Annotated in this window: 19 protein-coding genes; 6 read left to right on the top strand and 13 right to left on the bottom strand. The window is 34.7% G+C overall.

Annotation, left to right across the window (positions count from 1 at the left end; translation table 11 throughout):
- Positions 1-17: 17 nt before the first annotated feature.
- Entirely contained in the window at positions 18-1,391 is a 1,374-nt protein-coding gene (locus EZJ43_RS04740; RefSeq protein WP_133261520.1) for a DNA recombination protein RmuC, read from the bottom strand.
- Positions 1,392-1,476: 85 nt separating this feature from the next.
- Complete coding sequence (locus tag EZJ43_RS04735) at positions 1,477-2,613, bottom strand: NAD(P)/FAD-dependent oxidoreductase (RefSeq protein WP_133261519.1); 1,137 nt, start codon at positions 2,611-2,613, stop codon at positions 1,477-1,479.
- A 77-nt stretch (positions 2,614-2,690) separates the two neighbouring features.
- Between EZJ43_RS04735 and EZJ43_RS04730 the strand changes: the two genes are divergently transcribed.
- Entirely contained in the window at positions 2,691-3,386 is a 696-nt protein-coding gene (locus EZJ43_RS04730) for a zinc metallopeptidase (protein WP_133261518.1), read from the top strand.
- Positions 3,387-3,388: 2 nt separating this feature from the next.
- On the opposite strand, the gene EZJ43_RS04725 is transcribed toward EZJ43_RS04730, so the two are convergent.
- The 7 genes from EZJ43_RS04725 to EZJ43_RS04700 form a co-directional block, all read right to left on the bottom strand.
- Positions 3,389-4,156 (bottom strand): ABC transporter permease subunit, encoded by a 768-nt coding sequence (locus EZJ43_RS04725; protein ID WP_133261517.1) that lies wholly within the window; start codon positions 4,154-4,156, stop codon positions 3,389-3,391.
- A gap of 38 nt (positions 4,157-4,194) precedes the next feature.
- On the bottom strand, positions 4,195-4,902 hold the full coding sequence (locus EZJ43_RS04720; protein ID WP_133261516.1) for an ABC transporter ATP-binding protein: 708 nt from the start codon (positions 4,900-4,902) through the stop codon (positions 4,195-4,197).
- A complete protein-coding gene (gene nosD, locus EZJ43_RS04715; protein ID WP_133261515.1) occupies positions 4,899-6,137 on the bottom strand; it encodes a nitrous oxide reductase family maturation protein NosD in 1,239 nt (412 codons plus the stop codon). The genes EZJ43_RS04720 and nosD overlap by 4 nt, the downstream gene beginning before the upstream one ends.
- A gap of 8 nt (positions 6,138-6,145) precedes the next feature.
- Complete coding sequence (locus tag EZJ43_RS17325) at positions 6,146-6,592, bottom strand: nitrous oxide reductase accessory protein NosL (protein WP_207924567.1); 447 nt, start codon at positions 6,590-6,592, stop codon at positions 6,146-6,148.
- The gene (locus tag EZJ43_RS17320) at positions 6,579-7,172 is read right to left on the bottom strand and encodes a hypothetical protein (RefSeq protein WP_207924566.1); all 594 of its coding nucleotides are present in this window, start codon (positions 7,170-7,172) and stop codon (positions 6,579-6,581) included. The genes EZJ43_RS17325 and EZJ43_RS17320 overlap by 14 nt, the downstream gene beginning before the upstream one ends.
- 117 nt (positions 7,173-7,289) lie before the next feature.
- Entirely contained in the window at positions 7,290-9,287 is a 1,998-nt protein-coding gene (gene nosZ / locus EZJ43_RS04705) for a Sec-dependent nitrous-oxide reductase (RefSeq protein ID WP_133261514.1), read from the bottom strand.
- A 57-nt stretch (positions 9,288-9,344) separates the two neighbouring features.
- The gene (locus tag EZJ43_RS04700) at positions 9,345-9,815 is read right to left on the bottom strand and encodes a c-type cytochrome (protein WP_133261513.1); all 471 of its coding nucleotides are present in this window, start codon (positions 9,813-9,815) and stop codon (positions 9,345-9,347) included.
- Positions 9,816-9,947: 132 nt separating this feature from the next.
- On the opposite strand from EZJ43_RS04700, the gene EZJ43_RS04695 reads away from it, so the two are divergent.
- Positions 9,948-11,207, top strand: coding sequence for a hypothetical protein (locus EZJ43_RS04695; RefSeq protein ID WP_133261512.1), 1,260 nt, complete (start codon positions 9,948-9,950; stop codon positions 11,205-11,207).
- Positions 11,208-11,332: 125 nt separating this feature from the next.
- On the opposite strand, the gene EZJ43_RS04690 is transcribed toward EZJ43_RS04695, so the two are convergent.
- From EZJ43_RS04690 to dusB, 4 genes are all read right to left on the bottom strand, one after another.
- Positions 11,333-11,929, bottom strand: coding sequence for a Crp/Fnr family transcriptional regulator (locus EZJ43_RS04690; protein ID WP_133261511.1), 597 nt, complete (start codon positions 11,927-11,929; stop codon positions 11,333-11,335).
- A 118-nt stretch (positions 11,930-12,047) separates the two neighbouring features.
- Positions 12,048-12,434 carry a Co2+/Mg2+ efflux protein ApaG gene (gene apaG, locus EZJ43_RS04685; RefSeq protein WP_133261510.1) on the bottom strand — a complete coding sequence of 129 codons (387 nt, stop codon included), beginning with the start codon at positions 12,432-12,434 and terminating at the stop codon, positions 12,048-12,050.
- Positions 12,435-12,614: 180 nt separating this feature from the next.
- Positions 12,615-13,136 carry a plastocyanin/azurin family copper-binding protein gene (locus tag EZJ43_RS04680; RefSeq protein WP_133261509.1) on the bottom strand — a complete coding sequence of 174 codons (522 nt, stop codon included), beginning with the start codon at positions 13,134-13,136 and terminating at the stop codon, positions 12,615-12,617.
- Between the two features lie 278 nt (positions 13,137-13,414).
- Positions 13,415-14,422: a tRNA dihydrouridine synthase DusB gene (dusB, locus tag EZJ43_RS04675; RefSeq protein ID WP_133261508.1), complete on the bottom strand. Its 1,008-nt coding sequence runs from the start codon at positions 14,420-14,422 to the stop codon at positions 13,415-13,417.
- A 43-nt stretch (positions 14,423-14,465) separates the two neighbouring features.
- Between dusB and EZJ43_RS04670 the strand changes: the two genes are divergently transcribed.
- The 4 genes from EZJ43_RS04670 (at position 14,466) to EZJ43_RS04655 (ending at position 17,401) form a co-directional block, all read left to right on the top strand.
- Entirely contained in the window at positions 14,466-15,392 is a 927-nt protein-coding gene (locus EZJ43_RS04670) for a CPBP family intramembrane glutamic endopeptidase (protein WP_133261507.1), read from the top strand.
- Positions 15,373-15,579, top strand: a complete 207-nt coding sequence (locus EZJ43_RS04665) for a putative signal transducing protein (RefSeq protein WP_165953084.1) — start codon at positions 15,373-15,375, stop codon at positions 15,577-15,579. The genes EZJ43_RS04670 and EZJ43_RS04665 overlap by 20 nt, the downstream gene beginning before the upstream one ends.
- A gap of 60 nt (positions 15,580-15,639) precedes the next feature.
- A complete protein-coding gene (locus EZJ43_RS04660; protein ID WP_133261505.1) occupies positions 15,640-16,449 on the top strand; it encodes a phosphatidate cytidylyltransferase in 810 nt (269 codons plus the stop codon).
- Between the two features lie 235 nt (positions 16,450-16,684).
- A complete protein-coding gene (locus tag EZJ43_RS04655) occupies positions 16,685-17,401 on the top strand; it encodes a DsbA family oxidoreductase (protein ID WP_133261504.1) in 717 nt (238 codons plus the stop codon).
- Positions 17,402-17,469: the final 68 nt, after the last annotated feature.

The following is a 17,469-nucleotide window of genomic DNA, read 5'->3' as shown; positions in this document are numbered from 1 at the left end:
GAAGACTATTTTTTGTATTACTCCCCTTCCTCCAAATACTTAATATCAATCTGTTTCGTTGTCTTAGCCCCCAATTTTTTAATTTTTTCTGACGTATTCATCAAATTTCCAGATCCTTCTGACAATTTATTTAATGCTTTATCGTAAGCATCTTGCCCATTTTTAATGTGTTTTCCAATGTTTTCCATATCAGCAATAAAACCAACAAATTTATCGTACATGCTACCGCTTAATCGGGCAATTTCCATAACATTACGGTTTTGCCTTTCTTGTTTCCAAATGCTGGCAATGGTACGTAATGTAGCCAACAGCGTTGACGGACTTACAATAACCACCTTCCTATCCCAAGCGAAATTAAAAAGTTCGGCATCTTTTTGCACCGCAATACTAAATGATGATTCTATGGGAACGAATAGTAAAACGAAATCAGGGGAATTGATTTTATACAAATCTTGATAATTTTTTGAACCTAACTCTTGGATATGATTTTTTATGGAGGTTAAATGCTGTTTTACGTAGCCTTCTCGCTCTTCATCTGTATCCGCAGATACAGATCGCTCATAAGCTATTAAACTCACCTTAGCATCTATTACAAGATGTTTGTTTTCTGGTAAATCAATCACCACATCTGGCTGATAACGATTTCCTTCAGCAGAAGTGTGAGAAGCTTGTATTCTGTACTCCTGATCGCGAACCAAACCAGAGCGCTCCAATACTTTTTCTAAAATCACTTCTCCCCAATTCCCTTGCTTTTTGTTGTCGCCTTTAAGCGCCTTAGTTAAATTATTTGCATCTTCTTGTATCAGTTTACTTTGAATTTGAAGTTCAGAAATTACACCTTTTAAAATGTTGCGTTCATCAGACTCTGCTTTATAAACCTTTTCTACTTTTTCTTCAAAAGCTTTAATGTTTTCTTTTAACGGATTTAAAATTAAATCTAAATTGGTTCTATTTTGTTCAACAAATTTTGTCGATTTCTCTTCCAAAATCTTATTGGCAATTAACTCAAAATCTTTATTAAATTTTTCTTGGTTTTGCGCTAAACTGGCTTTTTGTTCGATCAATTTTTCTTTTTCGGCCATATAAAAGGAGCGTGTACTTTCCAATTCTCTATTTGCATCCGCTAACCGATCGCGTTCACCTTGTAATTCAACAATTAAACGCTGTTGCTCTTGCTTTAAAAGTGCGGTTATGTTTTCTTTTTCTGTTGATAAGCCCAAAACACGTTCATCTGCTTTCGCTAAAGAGATTTTCAAATTCTCATTCGCTATTTTCAAATTCTCAAAATTTTCTGTAGAAATTACATTAGCGGTTGTTTGTGTATTTTTTAGAAACACAAGCACTAAAACAATTAAAATAACGATGAGCAAAACAATGCCTGCAATTTCCATACTGATAAAATATTTATTAAAATGTAGGTAAAAGTTAATTTTGTAAGCGAACAAAAATAATTTGTTTCGGCAGATACTTAGCGAACTACAAACTTTCCAGAACTAAATTTGCCAAATCTTCTCCAGTTTGAGCACCAATTGCAACACCCATACCATTACAACGAGTGGCATAAAAAATATTTGGTTTTGCTTGTTTAATTAAAGGTGCTAACGATTTTCCGAAGGCCATAATTCCGCTCCAGCGTTGGTCAATTTCGAAATCTACGTTAGGTAAAATTATTTCATGCAATAAATTTTCTAAAGCGTTTTGTATTTTATCGGTTTCGCCGAAGTGTGGTGTATTTTCAGTTTCGAAATCTAAATTTCGCCCACCACCAAGTAATAACCTGTCATTTATGTTTCTAAAATAATAGTACCCTTTATCGTAATGAAAAGTACCGTTTATCTGTAAATTTTTGATCGGTTTAGTAACTAAAACCTGCCCACGACCTGGCGCTATCTCTAAATCAGGAATCAAATGTTTAATGAATGCATTAGTTGCCAAAGCAATTTTTTTACATTTAAATTGACCAACTTCGGTATGCACCGAAATGCGGTCCACCTCTTGACCAATTTTATTTACTTTACAATTGTTAAAAATGATAATGCCCAATTGTTGCGCATACTGTATTAAGGCAAACATCATTTTTCCGGTGTCAATTTGTGCCTCGTATTTATTATCTATTAAAGTACCAATGCCTTTAAAACCAAATGTATTTATTTTCTCACCGGCTAGTTTAAAAGCATTTTCGCCAACAATATCTCCAATTAATTGATTGAAATGTTCAATTTTGGATACACATTCCTGTGCAAATAAATGTTCATTTTCTTTAAACAATTCGTAGCCGCCCAAACATTGATAATCAATCTGTTCATCACCTAAAATACTTCTTAATTTATTTAACCCTAGCCACCTCTTTTTTACCAATGTTGATAACCCATCCTCACCAGCTAGTTTTTCTTGTTCAATCAACTCAGAAATGCTTCCAAAACAAGCAAAACCCGCATTTTTAGTGCTTGCACCAGAAGGTAAAAAACCACTTTCTAAGATGCAAATTTTTAATTTTGAATTTGATTTTTTTAGAGAGATGGCCGTGTTTAAACCAACAATTCCACTACCTACCACAATAATATCATAGCTAAAAAAAGTGGTTGTTTCCCAATATGACAAAGCTAATTTCATAAAGTAAATTTAGTAAATATTATGGGAACGCTTTTTGTATAGTTAATTATCGAAAATATAAGAGAGAGATAAAAAAAATGGGTGTTTATTTAATTTTGATCATCCCGATATTGATATTGAGCATGTTTGTACAATGGCGTTTTAGAAATAAGTTTTCTAAATACGCAGAAATGCAACTCAGTTCAGGCTTATCGGGTAAGGAAGTAGCAGAAAGAATGCTACATGATAATGGCATTTACGACGTTAAAGTAATGAATACAGAAGGACAATTAAGCGATCATTACAACCCGAGTGATAAAACCGTTAATTTAAGTACTGATGTATTTTACAGCCGAAGTGTAGCTGCTGCTGCTGTTGCTGCACACGAATGTGGCCACGCTGTACAACATGCAAAATCTTACCATTGGTTGCAACTTAGAAGCAGTATGGTGCCAGTTGTAAGTATTTCTTCTAACCTATTGCAGTGGGTTTTAATTATTGGCGTAGTGCTTATCGGTTTTACCGGAAATCCTATTGTGTTGGCAATTGGTGTTGTTGGCCTTGCTTTAATTACCATATTTAGCATTATTACACTGCCTGTAGAGTTTGATGCAAGTAATCGCGCTTTAGCATGGTTAAAAAACAATAACAGCGTAATGCAAACGCAAGAAGAAAATTTACAAGCTAAAGATGCACTTTGGTGGGCCGCAATGACTTATGTAGTAGCCGCTGTTGGCGCTTTAGCAAATTTACTTTACTATGCCTCTATGTTATTTAGCAGAAGTAGAGATTAAAATTAAAGGTCTTTTTTCTCAAATTTTCTTAACGAGATAAACAGCGGAATTGCAATCCAACCGGTTAAGCCCAAAAATGACATTGCAATACCAGTATTGTTTCCAAAAAATTCTCTAAAAATAGCGCCTGTATAACCCATTAATGCAGAAATATCTATTTGTAAAAGCATCTGTATGCGACTTAAATCAATAGGGTTTAAAAAGCTAAGGATAACCATTACACGCTCTAACGGATAATCTTGAAATTGGAACAGTAGAAAAAGAACAACAGCATCAAAAATTAAAGACGAATAAAGCCATATAAACACAGATAAACCAATTCCTTTAGCTTTATCTCTGGTAAAACTTGCTGATAGCAATGCTATACTTACAAAAACCACCGTTAAAAAGAGTCCTGCGGCAATCATCATAAAACCCGTTCCATTGGGCTGGTAAATTAAAATTGGAATGCCTACGCCAATTAAAAACGCCAATGCCAACGAAACTGCTAATCCACCGAAAATACTTAACCAAATGGCTTTTCTTTTAAGTGGTTGACTGAGCAACAATTCGATAAACTCTGCACTATTGTAAATATAAATGGTAGAAAAAACGATACAAATTAATGGTACAATGATTAAAATAATGTTTAACAAGCTAAGCAAACCTTTGCTGCTATTACTTTCTAAACTGAAAACACTGAACGAAATAATGGCGAGTAATAACGTATAAATCAAAACGGTTTTGTTTTGAACAATATCTAGAATTACATATTTTAGTACTTTTTTCATTTTCTATTTTTTAACTGGCTTACTAGCAATAATTGTGGTTAGTAGGCCATCATAATTTTTGAAATTGCTTTTGTTAATTTTTCTTCGCCGGTTTCGTTTTTTAACTCCGATAGATTTTTATAAAATAAAATTTTTCCATCTTGCATGTAAAAAACTTGAGTAATCAATTCATCTAACTCACTTAAAACGTGCGATGTTATAAGCACTAATTTTCCTTTCTCTTTTTCTATTATAATTTTCTCTTTTAGCTTTTCTGATGAAAGTGGGTCTAAACCTGCCGTCGGTTCATCCAATATTAAAACATCAGGATTAAATAAAAAAGCGAGCGCTGCACTTACCTTTTGCCTGGTTCCGCCAGAAAGGGTGTGCATTTTTTTATTCATCATACTATTGAGGTTAAAACTTTCAATCAAATCTTCATCCAATTGTTTTGCGCTTTCTTTTCGGATGTCTTTCATCATGTCAAAAATATTGGCAATGGTCATATTTTCGGGGTAGCGTCCTATTTGTGGCATGTAACCAATTTGGTTGCGGTATAGCCATTCCTTGGCAATGGGTTTACCATCAAATAAAATTTCGCCACTATTTGGCACCACCATGCCCAAAATGGTTTTAATTAAAGTGGTTTTCCCACAGCCATTTGGACCCAATAATGCAATGCACTGGCCTTTATCAAATGATAAGGATATATTATCTAAGGCTTTTAACTTGCCAAAAGTTTTTGTTATGTTTTTTGCTTCAATCATAATGGAAGTGGCCTCATTACAGGTTTGTTGTCCTTTAAATTTTCTGGTGTAACACCGGGCAATAGTTTCTCGGTTTTATCTAATAAAGTTACAATTAAGCTTCTAAAAAGCATTAATGCAGCAGGGTTGCTGTCGATAATCATTGCATACATACTTACCGGGTGGTAAGGCACATCGCCCACATTATCTTTGTTCAAATCGTAACCTTCATACTTATCCCAATAATTTCCGGTAAAGGTATTAAGCACTAAAGAACCATTTGTACCGATATCAAAAGTATTGCCGATAAAATTATTTTTTGTAAAATCGTTATCTTCACAACTGGCTTGAATTTTAACTGCCCAACCGTTATTTTTAAAAATATTTTTGTAGAGATTTATTCTGCTACATGCTTCCATATATAAACCTATGGTATTTTTAGTAAAATTATTTCCAGAAATGTTACTATCTCTAATGTCTTTCAATAAAATACCATAAGTTGCATCTCCCCAATTATCTAAGAAATAATTGTTGTACATATTAATGTTGGCGCTGTACATTACTGCAACACCAGCTTCGTTTTTTTCGAAAATATTGCCAATGTAGGTATTGTGGTTCGAAAACATAAAATGGATACCATATCTCACATTTTCGGTGCTTATATTGCGCCAAACCAAGGTGTTTTTTACAAACTCGAAGTAAAGTCCATCTCTGTGTCCTTTTATTTTGTTGCCAACAATAATCAGGCTATCAGAATGCCAACAATGAATACCGTTACCGCTTTGTAATTCATTTTTACCGTAAGCCGTTATGCTGTTGTTTTTTATGGTGCAACTTTTACTGTTTTGTACAAAAATGCCAAAGTTGTTATCATCTAAAATATTATTAACAGCACTCACTTTATAGCTGTCATAAATCATTATTGCGCCTAATTCTGTAATTTCCGATCGGCCTGTGTGCTGTATTTTAAAACCTTCTACTTTAGCGTTATTCGCTTTAATTGTAATAATAGCATATTTATTTTCGCCATCTAAAACAGGGTGATTAATGCCGATAAGCGTAATGGATTTTTGAATGATGATGTTTTTTTCTTTGTATAATCCAGCATCTACCATAATGGTATCACCGTTCTTTGCTAAGTCGATAGCTTTTTGAATTTTAGTAATTTCCCTCCCTTTACCAACAAAATAGGTTTTGGCTTGGGTTGATAATCCAAAGAAAATTGCAAAAATTAAAATAGGAAAAAGTTTTTTCATTTATCTATTTACTTATCCAAGCTTGACCATTTAACTTCTTCGCCTCCAACTTTTGTTTGGTTTTCTTTAAGTTTGGCTTCGCTTTTGTATGCAGAAATGTTGCTTCCCATTGGGCTTCTTAAACTATCACTTTTTAGCAGGAAGGAATTTTCAGATTCGATAAACTCATGTGGCGCTTCAAAATCCACAAAAAGAATTGTTTTTATTTGATCTTTTGGAACCGTATTGCCTTTAACAAACTCGATTAGGCAATGCACATCATCAAATTTAAAAGCCTTACCTTTTTGGGTAATTAATTCTGCTCCAAATCTTTCATCAGCAACGCCCATTTTACAAAAAGAACAACTATCTCCAAGTTTAATTGGTTGCGGTTTTGTTTTACACGATGATAGAATGAAAAGTAAGAACAGGCAAACGAGCGTTAAAGATTTTGAGACTTTTTTATAATGTTGCATTTTTTTGTTTTTTATATTGAATAACAATAGCCGTAAGTAAAGTTGCGCCAACGGCAATAAAAATCCATCCACCAATATCAGGAATAGAATATGCGCCAAAGTTTAGCAGTTGCTTGTACCCAATTAATGGCGGTTGGTAGGTCATCCCGGGTACATTTATTGCCGCATCTGGATTTAAATCATGGCCATATTGATATTCCCATCTCCAAAAATCAATCATTGAAATAATGCCGAAGAGTACAAATAATGCAAAAACGGCGATTAAACTTCTGAAAGATTTGAAGCCTAAACCTACCACCAAACAGAAAGCAGCAAAGAAACCAATAATGTAAGGTAATAATGTAAACTCTATAAAATCTGCAGTGTGCAAGGTTTTCATGCCAATATAATGGTTTAAGCCATTTATAATATCAACATTTCCTGCTAATTTGTTTGGATACATTTTAAGGATTAATCCTTCGGGATACTGGGGAGCAGCCAATTCTATTTGCCATAAAGGTACAAATAGGACAATAATTAGTGCTAAACCGCAACCAATTACCAGCGCTTTAACTGGATTTGTTAGCTTATTTTTTTTCATTTTTTTGAATTTTTGCTAACGAATCTTATAGAGATTATAAGATTGAAAATTAAGGTGAGAGGCCTCAATAAAATAGATGTTCAAAAGCGTTAACCTTTTGAACATCTAAATATTTTTTTATTTTTTTGCAATGATACTCTCTGCTGCTTCTGAGTTTTTACCCAAGCTAAAAGAAAGCGGAACAGTTGATCCTTTTGCACTTACTCTAATATAGCCTTGCATTTCTTGATGTAAAGCACTACAAAAATCGGTACAATACATTGGAAATATGCCCACTTTTTCTGGCACCCATTTTAGCGTAGTAGTTTCGCCTGGCATAATTAACAATTCGGCATTTTTATTGCCTTTTATTGCAAAACCATGCGGTACATCCCAATCTTGCTCTAAGTTGGTTACGTGGAAATAAACCACATCGCCAAGTTTTATGCCTTCGATATTATCAGGAGAAAGGTGAGAGCGCATGGCTGTCATATTAACGTGCACTTCGTTTCCTTTTCTTTCTACTTTAGTCTGTTTCTCTCCTAGTGCTGCATACGGATTTTTGTTATCCTCTAATTTGTATATTTTTTGAGAATTTTTAGCAATTAACTCAGCAGGAACTGCTTGTGCATAATGGGGTTCTCCTATGGTAGGATAATCCAATAAAAGCTTCATTTTATCGCCGCTAATATCAAATAATTGCGCACTTTGAGCCAATTCTGGTCCGGTAGGCAAAAATCTATCTTTAGTAATTTTATTATAAGCGATTAAATATTTACCATAAGGTTTTCTAGTATCGCCACCTGGAATACATAAGTGACCTGGAGAGTAGTATGTAGGATGTCTATCTAAAACCTTAAGATCTTTTAAACTCCATTTTACAATTTCAGAAGAAATAAAGAAAGTAGTATATGCATTTCCTTTTCCATCAAATTCTGTATGCAATGGTCCTAAACCTGGTTTTTTAACTTCACCATATAAAGCGGCTTCATATTTTATAACTGGTATGCCACCATAAGTACCATCAAAAGTTTTATTTTTTATAGCATCTTGAATTTTTGCAAATGAGAATACAGGAATCAACGCTGCTAATTTTCCACTACCAACAATGTATTGTCCTGTTGGGTCAACATCACAACCGTGAGGAGATTTTGGACAAGGAATCATATAAACCAAATCAGGGAAATCTTTAACATCGATTACTGTTGTTTCTGTAATCATTGTTGAGCTAGCAGTATGGGTAGCCTCATTGTATTTATTATGAGCGTAGTTAACTTTAACTTTTTTACCTTTTCCAGCTTTAAAGTATTCTTCTGCTTTTTTCCAGTTTACGGCAAGAACATAATCTTTATCTCTTTTAGATGCATTTACTTCTAATAATGTATGTGCCTGTTCAGAATTATAACAGCTAAAGAAAAACCAGCCACTACTTGGGCCTTTACCACTATGGCTTAAATCGAAATCCATACCTGGTAATAACAGCTGGAAAGCAAGCTTCATCTCTCCATCTTTTGGCGCAACACTAACAAAACTAAGTGTACCTTTAAAATTCTTTTTATAAGAATCTATTGGAACATCTCCGTTTTCGTAATCCATTGGTACACTAAAACGAGTACCTGCAACAACATACTCTGTATTTTCTGTTATAAATGGCGAAGAGTGATTTCCTGCACTATTTGGAATTTCTATAATTTCTGAAGTACGGAAAGTTTTAAGATCGATACGTGCTATTCTTGGTGTATTGTTTTCGTTTGCAAATAACCATCTGCCATCTATCTCGCCGTTTGTTTGCGATAAATCTAAGTGATGTTGATCGCCCCAAGGAATTTGTCCGCTAGAGGTATTTAACATTGGTTTAGTTTCTTCACTGTAGCCCCAACCTTTTTCTGGATCTACCGAAAAAACTGGAATAACTCGCAATAACCTACCGGAAGGGATTCCGTAAACGCTTACTTGACCGCTAAAGCCACCCGAAACGAAGTTATATAACTCGTCATATTTGCCTGGCGCAACATAAACTTTGCTGGCCGCATCGGCTCCGGTTGCATCTCCTGCGTTTTTGGGTTTACAACCTTGAAGGCCAAAAACGAGCATAGCAGATGCCACTACACTAATTGAGTATAGAATTTTTTTCATAAAATTGGTGTTTAATAAATGGTGAGTAACGGTAACTATATGATATAAATGAGGTATTTATTTTACACCGTCATTTTTTCTCAAGAACTCCAGTACGTCTCTAGCTGCAGCATCATCAAGATTTTGATTTGGCATACGCACCATACAAATTTCTAACATGGCTTGAGCTTTCGGGTCTTTGTCGATCATCACATCCGTATTGGTTACGAAGTTCATAATCCACTCTGGCTTGTGTCTGGTTGTTGCACCTTTCCAGCCTGGTCCAACTAATTTCTCATCTGTTAATTTATGGCACGAAAGGCATTTTAAATCTGCAATTTTCTCGCCTCTTAAAGCCATTGCATTATCTAATTTGTCAGCTAACTTAACATCTTTGAACTTACCTTCTCCACGATTGGTATCGTACGAAGGATCAGCTTTTTTTTGCGCATCTTCTACCGGAGCTGCATCATCTGTGGTTTCTTTTTTCTCGTTTCCGCAGGCATATACAAACAATGCGAATACGCCAATAATAAAAAGTTTTTTCATGATCTAAATACGTTTTTGATTTTGATATAAAAGTAAATCATTAAACATTTTGAATTTATGACTTCAATCATAAAAAAATTACAATTTAATTACTTATTTTATTAAATCTAATAATCACTATTTTCCTTCTACATGAAACCAGTAAATTTTAATACGAATGCTTGGGTTAAAATAGCCCTAATAAATTTTTTACTTGTTGCTTTGGCGGGTATTCTACTTCGATATAAAATAAATTTTTCGTTGCCATTTATCAATCAAAAATACTTACTGCATGGCCATTCTCATTTTGCTTTTGTGGGTTGGGTTTCATTATCGCTTATGGCATTAATGGTTAACTATTTGATAAAAAGCGATGTAAAAATTAATTTTAAAAAATATAAATGGATACTCATTGCCAACACCATAACCGCGTACGGCATGCTCATCGCTTTTATAATACAGGGTTATGCATTATTTTCCATCACATTTTCTACGCTTTCTATATTTGTATCATATACTTTTATTTACAGTTATTGGAAAGATTTGAAGCAAGTAAAAGATACATTTGCCGTACATATTTGGTTCAAAACTGCTTTAATTATTTGGGGGATTTCTTCAATTGGCGCGTTTAGCTTGGCGTATTTAATGGCAAAGCATATCACAAATCAAGACCTTTACTTTGCTGCAATTTACTTTTTCCTTCATTTTCAATATAATGGATGGTTTTTATTTGTGTGTTTGGGCTTGTTCTTTTCTTACCTAAAAAATACAAATTCGTTGCCTGCATTAATTTTTAACAAGCGGATTTATTTGTTGTTGGCTATTACTGTAGCACCTAGTTATTTTTTATCGATTATGTGGTTAAAAATTCCGGTTTATATGTATTGGCTGGCTGCCATTTCGGGGGTTATTCAACTTTTTATGATTTATTATATTGTAAAACTTGTCCGAGAAATAATCGCTATAAAAATATCCATTTCGCCACTTACTAAGTTTTTATGGAGCTTATCTGGCTTTGCATTAATATTGAAAATTGTGTTGCAATCGCTTTCTGTTTTTCCTTACTTAGCGCAGTTTGCTTTTAGCTTTAGGCCCATTGTAATTGGCTATTTGCACCTGTCTTTTTTGGGGGTAATTTCATTCTTTATCCTCGGCTATATTAATGAAGTTTTAAGGCGAAGCAACTTAAGCCTAAATAAATTTGGGGTATGGATTTTGGTTTTCGCTGTTATTTTTCAAGAAGTTATATTAATGAGTCAAGGGTTGGAAGTGCTAAATAAACAAGCTATACCTTATGCGCCAAAATGGTTATTTCTTTCAGCAATTTTAATAGGTTCGGGTTTGTTTCTTATCGCTTATAAGTTTATTAAGCTTAAGAAAAATGTTGATTTTGCAGATAAAATCGCCAATTAACGGGCGTACGATTTAGAATTGTATGTTGCTTTTATTTGCTGTGAAAAGGTTTTTAAACACCGCTTGGTTTCAATCATCGATTGAGAATAGCATTTTTTACGGTTATAGGTTTAGACCTAATAATCTTACCTAAAAACTTTATGGTCTTTAATGGTAATTTCTCCTTTTTTTTCTAGCGATTTAATTGCTCTAATGACCGTTTCTACCCTCAATCCTGTTAAATCGGCTATTTGTTGGCGTGTAATATCTACTTTGTACATTAAATCTTGTGGAACTTTACTAATTTTTAGTTTGAAATGATCTATGAGTTTAATAATTCGATGTTCGGGATCTTGAGATGAAATTTCTGAGGCCATTATCGTTTTAAAGTACAAACGCTTTGCTAAGGTGGTGGTAAGATCGAGATGTACTTTTGGGTTTTGGAACAAAAGATTTAAGAATCTCTCTTTAGTAAGTTGTAATACAGTTGTTGGAATAAGGGCGGCGGCGTTAGCAGGATAGTTATCGTTAATTAATAGCGGAGGTTCGCCGAAACTATTTCCATCAACAAAAATACCTTGTATAAATTCTTTCCCTTCATCATTAAAATTGTTCATTTTAACGGCGCCAGTTACAATCTGATAATAATATCGAGCAGTTTCTCCTTCTTTAAAGATAATTTGATTCTTCTCTAAAAATACTCTTTTCGCGCCTGTTTGTTCCAGTAAACATTCGTTTATCATACTTACCAATCTTAAAACCCTTGAAAAATAAAATTAAGAGTTTGTTTGAAATGAAAATATGATGCAAGATTGGTTAAAAGATGATTTACATCAAATAACAAATAAAGGTAAATGATTGCTAATTGAGTTTATAGGGCACTACTAATTGAAATTCGGGAATCTCTACCTTAAAAGTAAGGTCCTGAATTAAATTTTGAACGGTATAATTGCCACGCATACTGCCAATGTCGCTTTTTAAATTGCAACCCGAAACATATACATGACTTTCTCCAGGTTCAAGAACGGGCTGTAATCCAACAACACCTTCTCCCTCCACTTCGCGTGTGGTATTGTTCGAATCGAAAATAAACCACTGTCTTCTTAATAATTGGATGGAATAATCGGTAAGATTTGAAATTTCTACCCGGTAGGCGAACATGAAATGCTCATTAGCCGGATTTGAATATTCTGGCTGATAAACGGTTTCTACCGAAACTTTTATTCCTTCTGTAATTGCTGTTACCATGTTTAAATTTGAAAGTACAAAAACTATTTCAAAAATCAAGCCATTTCGATTTTATTAAGCTTTTAACCATTCAACCTGCCATTTATGCTGGCAGCATTTTTTTGACTAAAACAAAAAACCCTGCACAACATTAAAGCGTGCAGGGTTTAAATTATAAACTAGCGTAAAAAGCGTTGTTGCTTATTCTACTATTATTTTACCTTTCATTAACGCGTAGTGGCCAGGGAAAGAACAAATGTAATCGTAAGTGCCTTTAGCCAAAGTAAACTTTATGGTGTCTGATTCGCCAGGCCCCAAAAGTTTAGTATGCGCAACAATTTTCGATGCTTCGGAAGCAGGAATAAAATCTGTTTCTTTGGCGCTCGATGCTTTAGTTGCAAAAGCTGCAATATCAGTACCTTCTTTCAAAACAACAAAGTTGTGGCCCATTACGCTTTTTTCTGTTTTACCTACATTTTTCAATGTTAAAGTAATTTCTTTACCTGCAACAGCTTTTAATTCATTTTTACTAAACTGCATTTGGTCGTTAGCCTCAACTTCGAATGTATTAACGGCTACTGGTTCTGGGGCAGTGTTTTCAACCTTTGGTGCTTCTGTTGTGGTAGTTGTAGTAGTAGACTCTTTGGTCTCATCACCACCGCATGCGCTTAATGAAACAACAAATACAGTTGCCAATGCTAAAATTTTAAAATTGTTTTTCATAATATATTTATTAATGATTAATTAGAAATGATTTTTTTAACATTATAATTTTGTGTTTCTTGATTTAAAAAAATCATTGAGCAAATTTAAGAAAAGGAAAAAACCATTTATGTGAGTTTGGTCATTATTTACATTATTCAGCCGACAAAATCAGTATTTTGACTCCAAGATAACACTACTTACTTGCATAGAGAATAATGTTGATTTGCTCAATTTTTGCTCGATCGATAGGACCGTAATGCTAACAACCTTTGGTTGTAAAATAGGCAATTTAAAAATTAAGCCATTACTGTAGCGGGATCATAATTTGAAAACTTGAATGCTACTTCTTCTAAAATTTCATAAATATTTTCTACATCAGGTTCTGATACCAAACGCATCCTGAAGGGTTTAAAATCTGGCAAGCCTTTAAAATAATTTGAATAATGGCGGCGCATTTCAAAAATTCCAGTTTTATGCCCCTTCCACTCTATCGATTTTTCTAAATGTGTACTGCAGGCGGTAATCCTTTCTTGCAAAGTTGGCCCAGGCAAAACCTCACCAGTTTTAAAAAAGTGCTTTACTTCTCTAAAAATCCAAGGGTAGCCAATGGCCGCTCTGCCGATCATAATTCCATCAACTTCATATTCTAAACGCCAGTTGGCAGCTTTTACCACACTATCTACATCGCCATTGCCAAAAATTGGAATTTTAACACGCGGGTTACGCTTAATTTCTCGTATTAATGTCCAATCGGCTTCGCCTTTGTATAGCTGTGCTCTAGTGCGCCCGTGAATAGTTAATGCTTGAATACCGATATCCTGCAGCCGTTCGGCAACTTCTTCAACGTTTTTGGTATTGTCATCCCAGCCTAAACGGGTTTTAACGGTAACTGGCAAATGCGTTGCTTTTACAACAGCCTCTGTCATTTTTACCATTTTATCAATATCTTGCAGTAAAGCAGAACCAGCACCTCTACAAGCTACATTTTTAACGGGGCAACCGTAGTTAATATCCATTAAATCTGGCCCAGCAAGGGTAGCAATTTCAGTTGCTTCGCGCATACTCTCAATATCACTGCCAAAAATTTGAATTCCAATTGGCCTCTCGTATTCGAAAATATCTAGTTTCTTACGGCTTTTTGCAGCATCGCGGATTAATCCTTCTGAAGATATAAATTCGGTGTACATCAAATCTGCACCGCCTTGTTTGCACACAAAACGGAAAGGTGGATCGCTCACATCTTCCATTGGGGCAAGCAATAACGGGAACTCACCTAAATCTATATTTCCTATCTTTACAGACATTTTCTATCTTCAACAATTAATAATATCTACAAAGGTACAAATAATGAATTCTGTAACACCAAAACCGGGTGAAATCCATCCATTCTATCAACTACTTTTACTTTTGGCTTACGCATTTGTGGGCCTTTTAGTGTTTTCTGCCATTGCAGTTTTAATAATTGTAATCATTTACGGCACAAGCATTTTGAGTAATTTTGGCCTAATTACAAGTGGCGACCCGCAATATAATTTCGCCTTAAAAATATTTCAAATGGCTAGCTCAATTGGTATTTTTATTGTTCCACCTATTTTTTTGGCGATTACTCAAAAGCAAAATCCTTCAACTTTATTCGGCCTTTTAAAACCAAAGTACATGCCTTTGTTGTTGGTTTTTATTATAATGATGGTAAGTATGCCTTTTATGGAATGGTCGGTTACAATAAACCAGAAAATGGTATTGCCCGAGTTTTTAAGAGGTGTAGAGCAGTGGATGAAGGCCAAAGAAGCAGAGGCCATGAAAATGACTATACAGTTGTTAACGGTACGCAATAATTGGGATTTTGTTATTAATTTAACGATGATTGCAGTATTGCCGGCTATAGGCGAAGAACTATTTTTTAGAGGTGGTTTACAGAGAATTGCTTATAAAACTTTCGGCAATCCGCATGTAGCAATATGGATTACGGCGATTGTTTTTAGCGCCATTCATGTTCAGTTTTATGGCTTTTTACCACGTATGCTTTTAGGCGCAGGGTTTGGTTATTTGTACTATTATAGTGGCAACTTGTGGTATGCAATATTGGGGCACTTTATTAACAACGGTTATGCAGTTTGCGCCGCTTTATATATGCAAATGCACAACATACCGTTAAATAAAGCCGATGATCCTATCGGTTTTCCGTGGTATGGGTACTTAATTAGTGCGATAATTACCATAGCTTTGTTTAAAATTTTTAAAGATACCATACAACGTGAGCGAAAATTGGATTAAAGTATATACAACAGGCGATGCTTTTGCTGCCGAAGTATTAAAACAAGGATTAACAGAAGCGGGTATTCCTGCTGTAACAATAAACAAGCAACTTGCCGCCTACAATTTTGGCGAGGTGACTGTTTTAGTCAATAAATCAGATTTTGATAAGGCGATAGAATATATTGTGCAAAACCAAATAGATTAATAAGACCTCTGTCTCAACCTCATCCTTAGCATCGACCTCAGTACAAACCCAAAACCTTAAATGAAAACCAGAGCCATAACCGCCTTCTTTTTTACCATTGTTATGTTGGGATCAATGATGCTGGGTAAATATGTTTTTACAGCATTTTATTTGATTTTAAGCATGTTGGCGCTCTTTGAGTTTTATAAATTGATAAAAAACTCGGGTATTAGGCCACATAGAAACATTGGTTTGGTAGCTGCGGCGATAATTTTTTTAATGGCTGCGGGTTTGCATTATTTTAAGTACGATGTGAAGTATCTGTTGCTTTGTGTACCACTAATATTTTCGGTTTTTGTAACTGAACTTTATAAAAAGAACAAAATTCCATTTGCCAACATATCTTACACTTTTGTAGGTTTATTTTATGTTACCGTGCCATTTGTATTTTTTCATGGCTTAGGTTTTTTAAAAGATTGGAATAACTACAATTTTCATCTGCCACTTTCTTTTTTCTTAATGCTTTGGGCGAACGATACAGGCGCCTATCTTTTTGGCGTTAAATTTGGCAAACGAAAACTATTCGAGCGCCATTCGCCTAAAAAAAGTTGGGAAGGTTTTTTTGGAGGAATGTTTACAAGCGTTTTAGTTGCAGTGGGTTTATCGTATATTTTTACCGAAAACCAAATGTGGGTTTGGGTTGGTATGGCTGTTTTAATTGCTAGTTTTGGTACGCTGGGCGATTTGGTAGAATCGATGCTAAAAAGGAGTTTAAACACTAAAGATAGTGGCAATTTATTGCCAGGACATGGTGGTTTATTAGATCGTTTTGATGGTTTATTATTGGCTGCTCCCGTAGTTTATGCATATTTGTATTTAATTTTGAATTAAAATTTGCTTGCGGATTCCCCGTCAATTTTCGATAATTCCTCGTTCGTGGTCAATTGTAGTATTTTTATCTAGTCGAATCGTTCTTACTCAAGGTATTTCTTGCGCCTAAGCTTCAAAATTAAAGCAATACTTTTAGCTGAATATTGGCTACAATAAAGATTTTTTTTATAAGGGATTGTGATAATCTTTACGTTGCACAAACTATGTTTAGCAGAAATGATTCTAATTTTACGTTATGAAAGTAGAAATCTGGTCGGATGTAATGTGTCCGTTTTGTTATATAGGCAAACGTCATTTTGAGAAAGCACTCGAAAAATTACCTTTTAAGGATGAAATTGAGGTGGATTGGAAAAGCTATCAGCTAAATCCAGAATATCATAACACGAATAACGAAACAGTGTACGAATACCTTTCGAGAAGTAAAGGGATGCCAATTGAGCAGGCAAAGCAAATGGGCGCGCAGGTAGCCGACATGGCTAAACAAGCGGGCTTAACCATTAACTTCGATACCAATATTCCTGCAAATACTTTTAATGCGCACCGATTGATTCATTTAGCGGCAAAACACAATCTTCAAGATTTGGCAGAAGAAACGCTATTCGAAGCACATTTTGTAAATAGTAAAAACATAGGTGAAACAAGTGTTTTGATAGATTTGGCAGTAGAAATTGGCTTAGATAAAGTTGAGGCAGCACAAGTTTTAAACAGCGATGAATTTGCTGAAGCCGTTCGATACGACGTTTATGAAAGCCAGAATTTGGGTATTCGGGGTGTGCCCTATTTTGTAATGGATAGAAAGTTTGGCGTTTCGGGTGCGCAACCTGTGCAAGCGTTTGTTGAGGCGCTAACACAAAGTTTTACCGAATGGAAAGAAGTACAGCCTAAAACAACGCTTACTTCATTAAATAAAAGTAATGATGCCATTTGTGATGAAAATGGCTGTGAAATTTAATTATCCTTTTAAAGGATTGAATTAAGTTGCGTTCTTGGAACGGTGATTTAGCAAAATTATCAACTTTT

Source organism: Pedobacter changchengzhani (assembly GCF_004354365.1).
GTDB classification, from domain to species: domain Bacteria; phylum Bacteroidota; class Bacteroidia; order Sphingobacteriales; family Sphingobacteriaceae; genus Pedobacter; species Pedobacter changchengzhani.
Note: the sequence above shows the minus strand (reverse complement) of the source record. Positions and strands in the feature narration are given on the sequence as shown.

Excerpts from the sequence above, each read along its gene's own strand:
- nosD (WP_133261515.1), bottom strand. The coding sequence starts at position 6,137 with ATGAAAAAACTTTTTCCTATTTTAATTTTTGCAATTTTCTTTGGATTA.
- EZJ43_RS04725 (WP_133261517.1), bottom strand. The coding sequence starts at position 4,156 with ATGAAAAAAGTACTAAAATATGTAATTCTAGATATTGTTCAAAACAAA.
- EZJ43_RS04740 (WP_133261520.1), bottom strand. The coding sequence starts at position 1,391 with ATGGAAATTGCAGGCATTGTTTTGCTCATCGTTATTTTAATTGTTTTA.
- EZJ43_RS04730 (WP_133261518.1), top strand. The coding sequence starts at position 2,691 with ATGGGTGTTTATTTAATTTTGATCATCCCGATATTGATATTGAGCATG.
- EZJ43_RS04660 (WP_133261505.1), top strand. The coding sequence starts at position 15,640 with ATGAAAACCAGAGCCATAACCGCCTTCTTTTTTACCATTGTTATGTTG.
- EZJ43_RS04690 (WP_133261511.1), bottom strand. The coding sequence starts at position 11,929 with ATGATAAACGAATGTTTACTGGAACAAACAGGCGCGAAAAGAGTATTT.
- apaG (WP_133261510.1), bottom strand. The coding sequence starts at position 12,434 with ATGGTAACAGCAATTACAGAAGGAATAAAAGTTTCGGTAGAAACCGTT.
- dusB (WP_133261508.1), bottom strand. The coding sequence starts at position 14,422 with ATGTCTGTAAAGATAGGAAATATAGATTTAGGTGAGTTCCCGTTATTG.
- EZJ43_RS17320 (WP_207924566.1), bottom strand. The coding sequence starts at position 7,172 with ATGAAAAAAAATAAGCTAACAAATCCAGTTAAAGCGCTGGTAATTGGT.
- EZJ43_RS04655 (WP_133261504.1), top strand. The coding sequence starts at position 16,685 with ATGAAAGTAGAAATCTGGTCGGATGTAATGTGTCCGTTTTGTTATATA.
- nosZ (WP_133261514.1), bottom strand. The coding sequence starts at position 9,287 with ATGAAAAAAATTCTATACTCAATTAGTGTAGTGGCATCTGCTATGCTC.
- EZJ43_RS17325 (WP_207924567.1), bottom strand. The coding sequence starts at position 6,592 with ATGCAACATTATAAAAAAGTCTCAAAATCTTTAACGCTCGTTTGCCTG.
- EZJ43_RS04695 (WP_133261512.1), top strand. The coding sequence starts at position 9,948 with ATGAAACCAGTAAATTTTAATACGAATGCTTGGGTTAAAATAGCCCTA.
- EZJ43_RS04735 (WP_133261519.1), bottom strand. The coding sequence starts at position 2,613 with ATGAAATTAGCTTTGTCATATTGGGAAACAACCACTTTTTTTAGCTAT.
- EZJ43_RS04680 (WP_133261509.1), bottom strand. The coding sequence starts at position 13,136 with ATGAAAAACAATTTTAAAATTTTAGCATTGGCAACTGTATTTGTTGTT.
- EZJ43_RS04720 (WP_133261516.1), bottom strand. The coding sequence starts at position 4,902 with ATGATTGAAGCAAAAAACATAACAAAAACTTTTGGCAAGTTAAAAGCC.
- EZJ43_RS04700 (WP_133261513.1), bottom strand. The coding sequence starts at position 9,815 with ATGAAAAAACTTTTTATTATTGGCGTATTCGCATTGTTTGTATATGCC.
- EZJ43_RS04670 (WP_133261507.1), top strand. The coding sequence starts at position 14,466 with ATGAATTCTGTAACACCAAAACCGGGTGAAATCCATCCATTCTATCAA.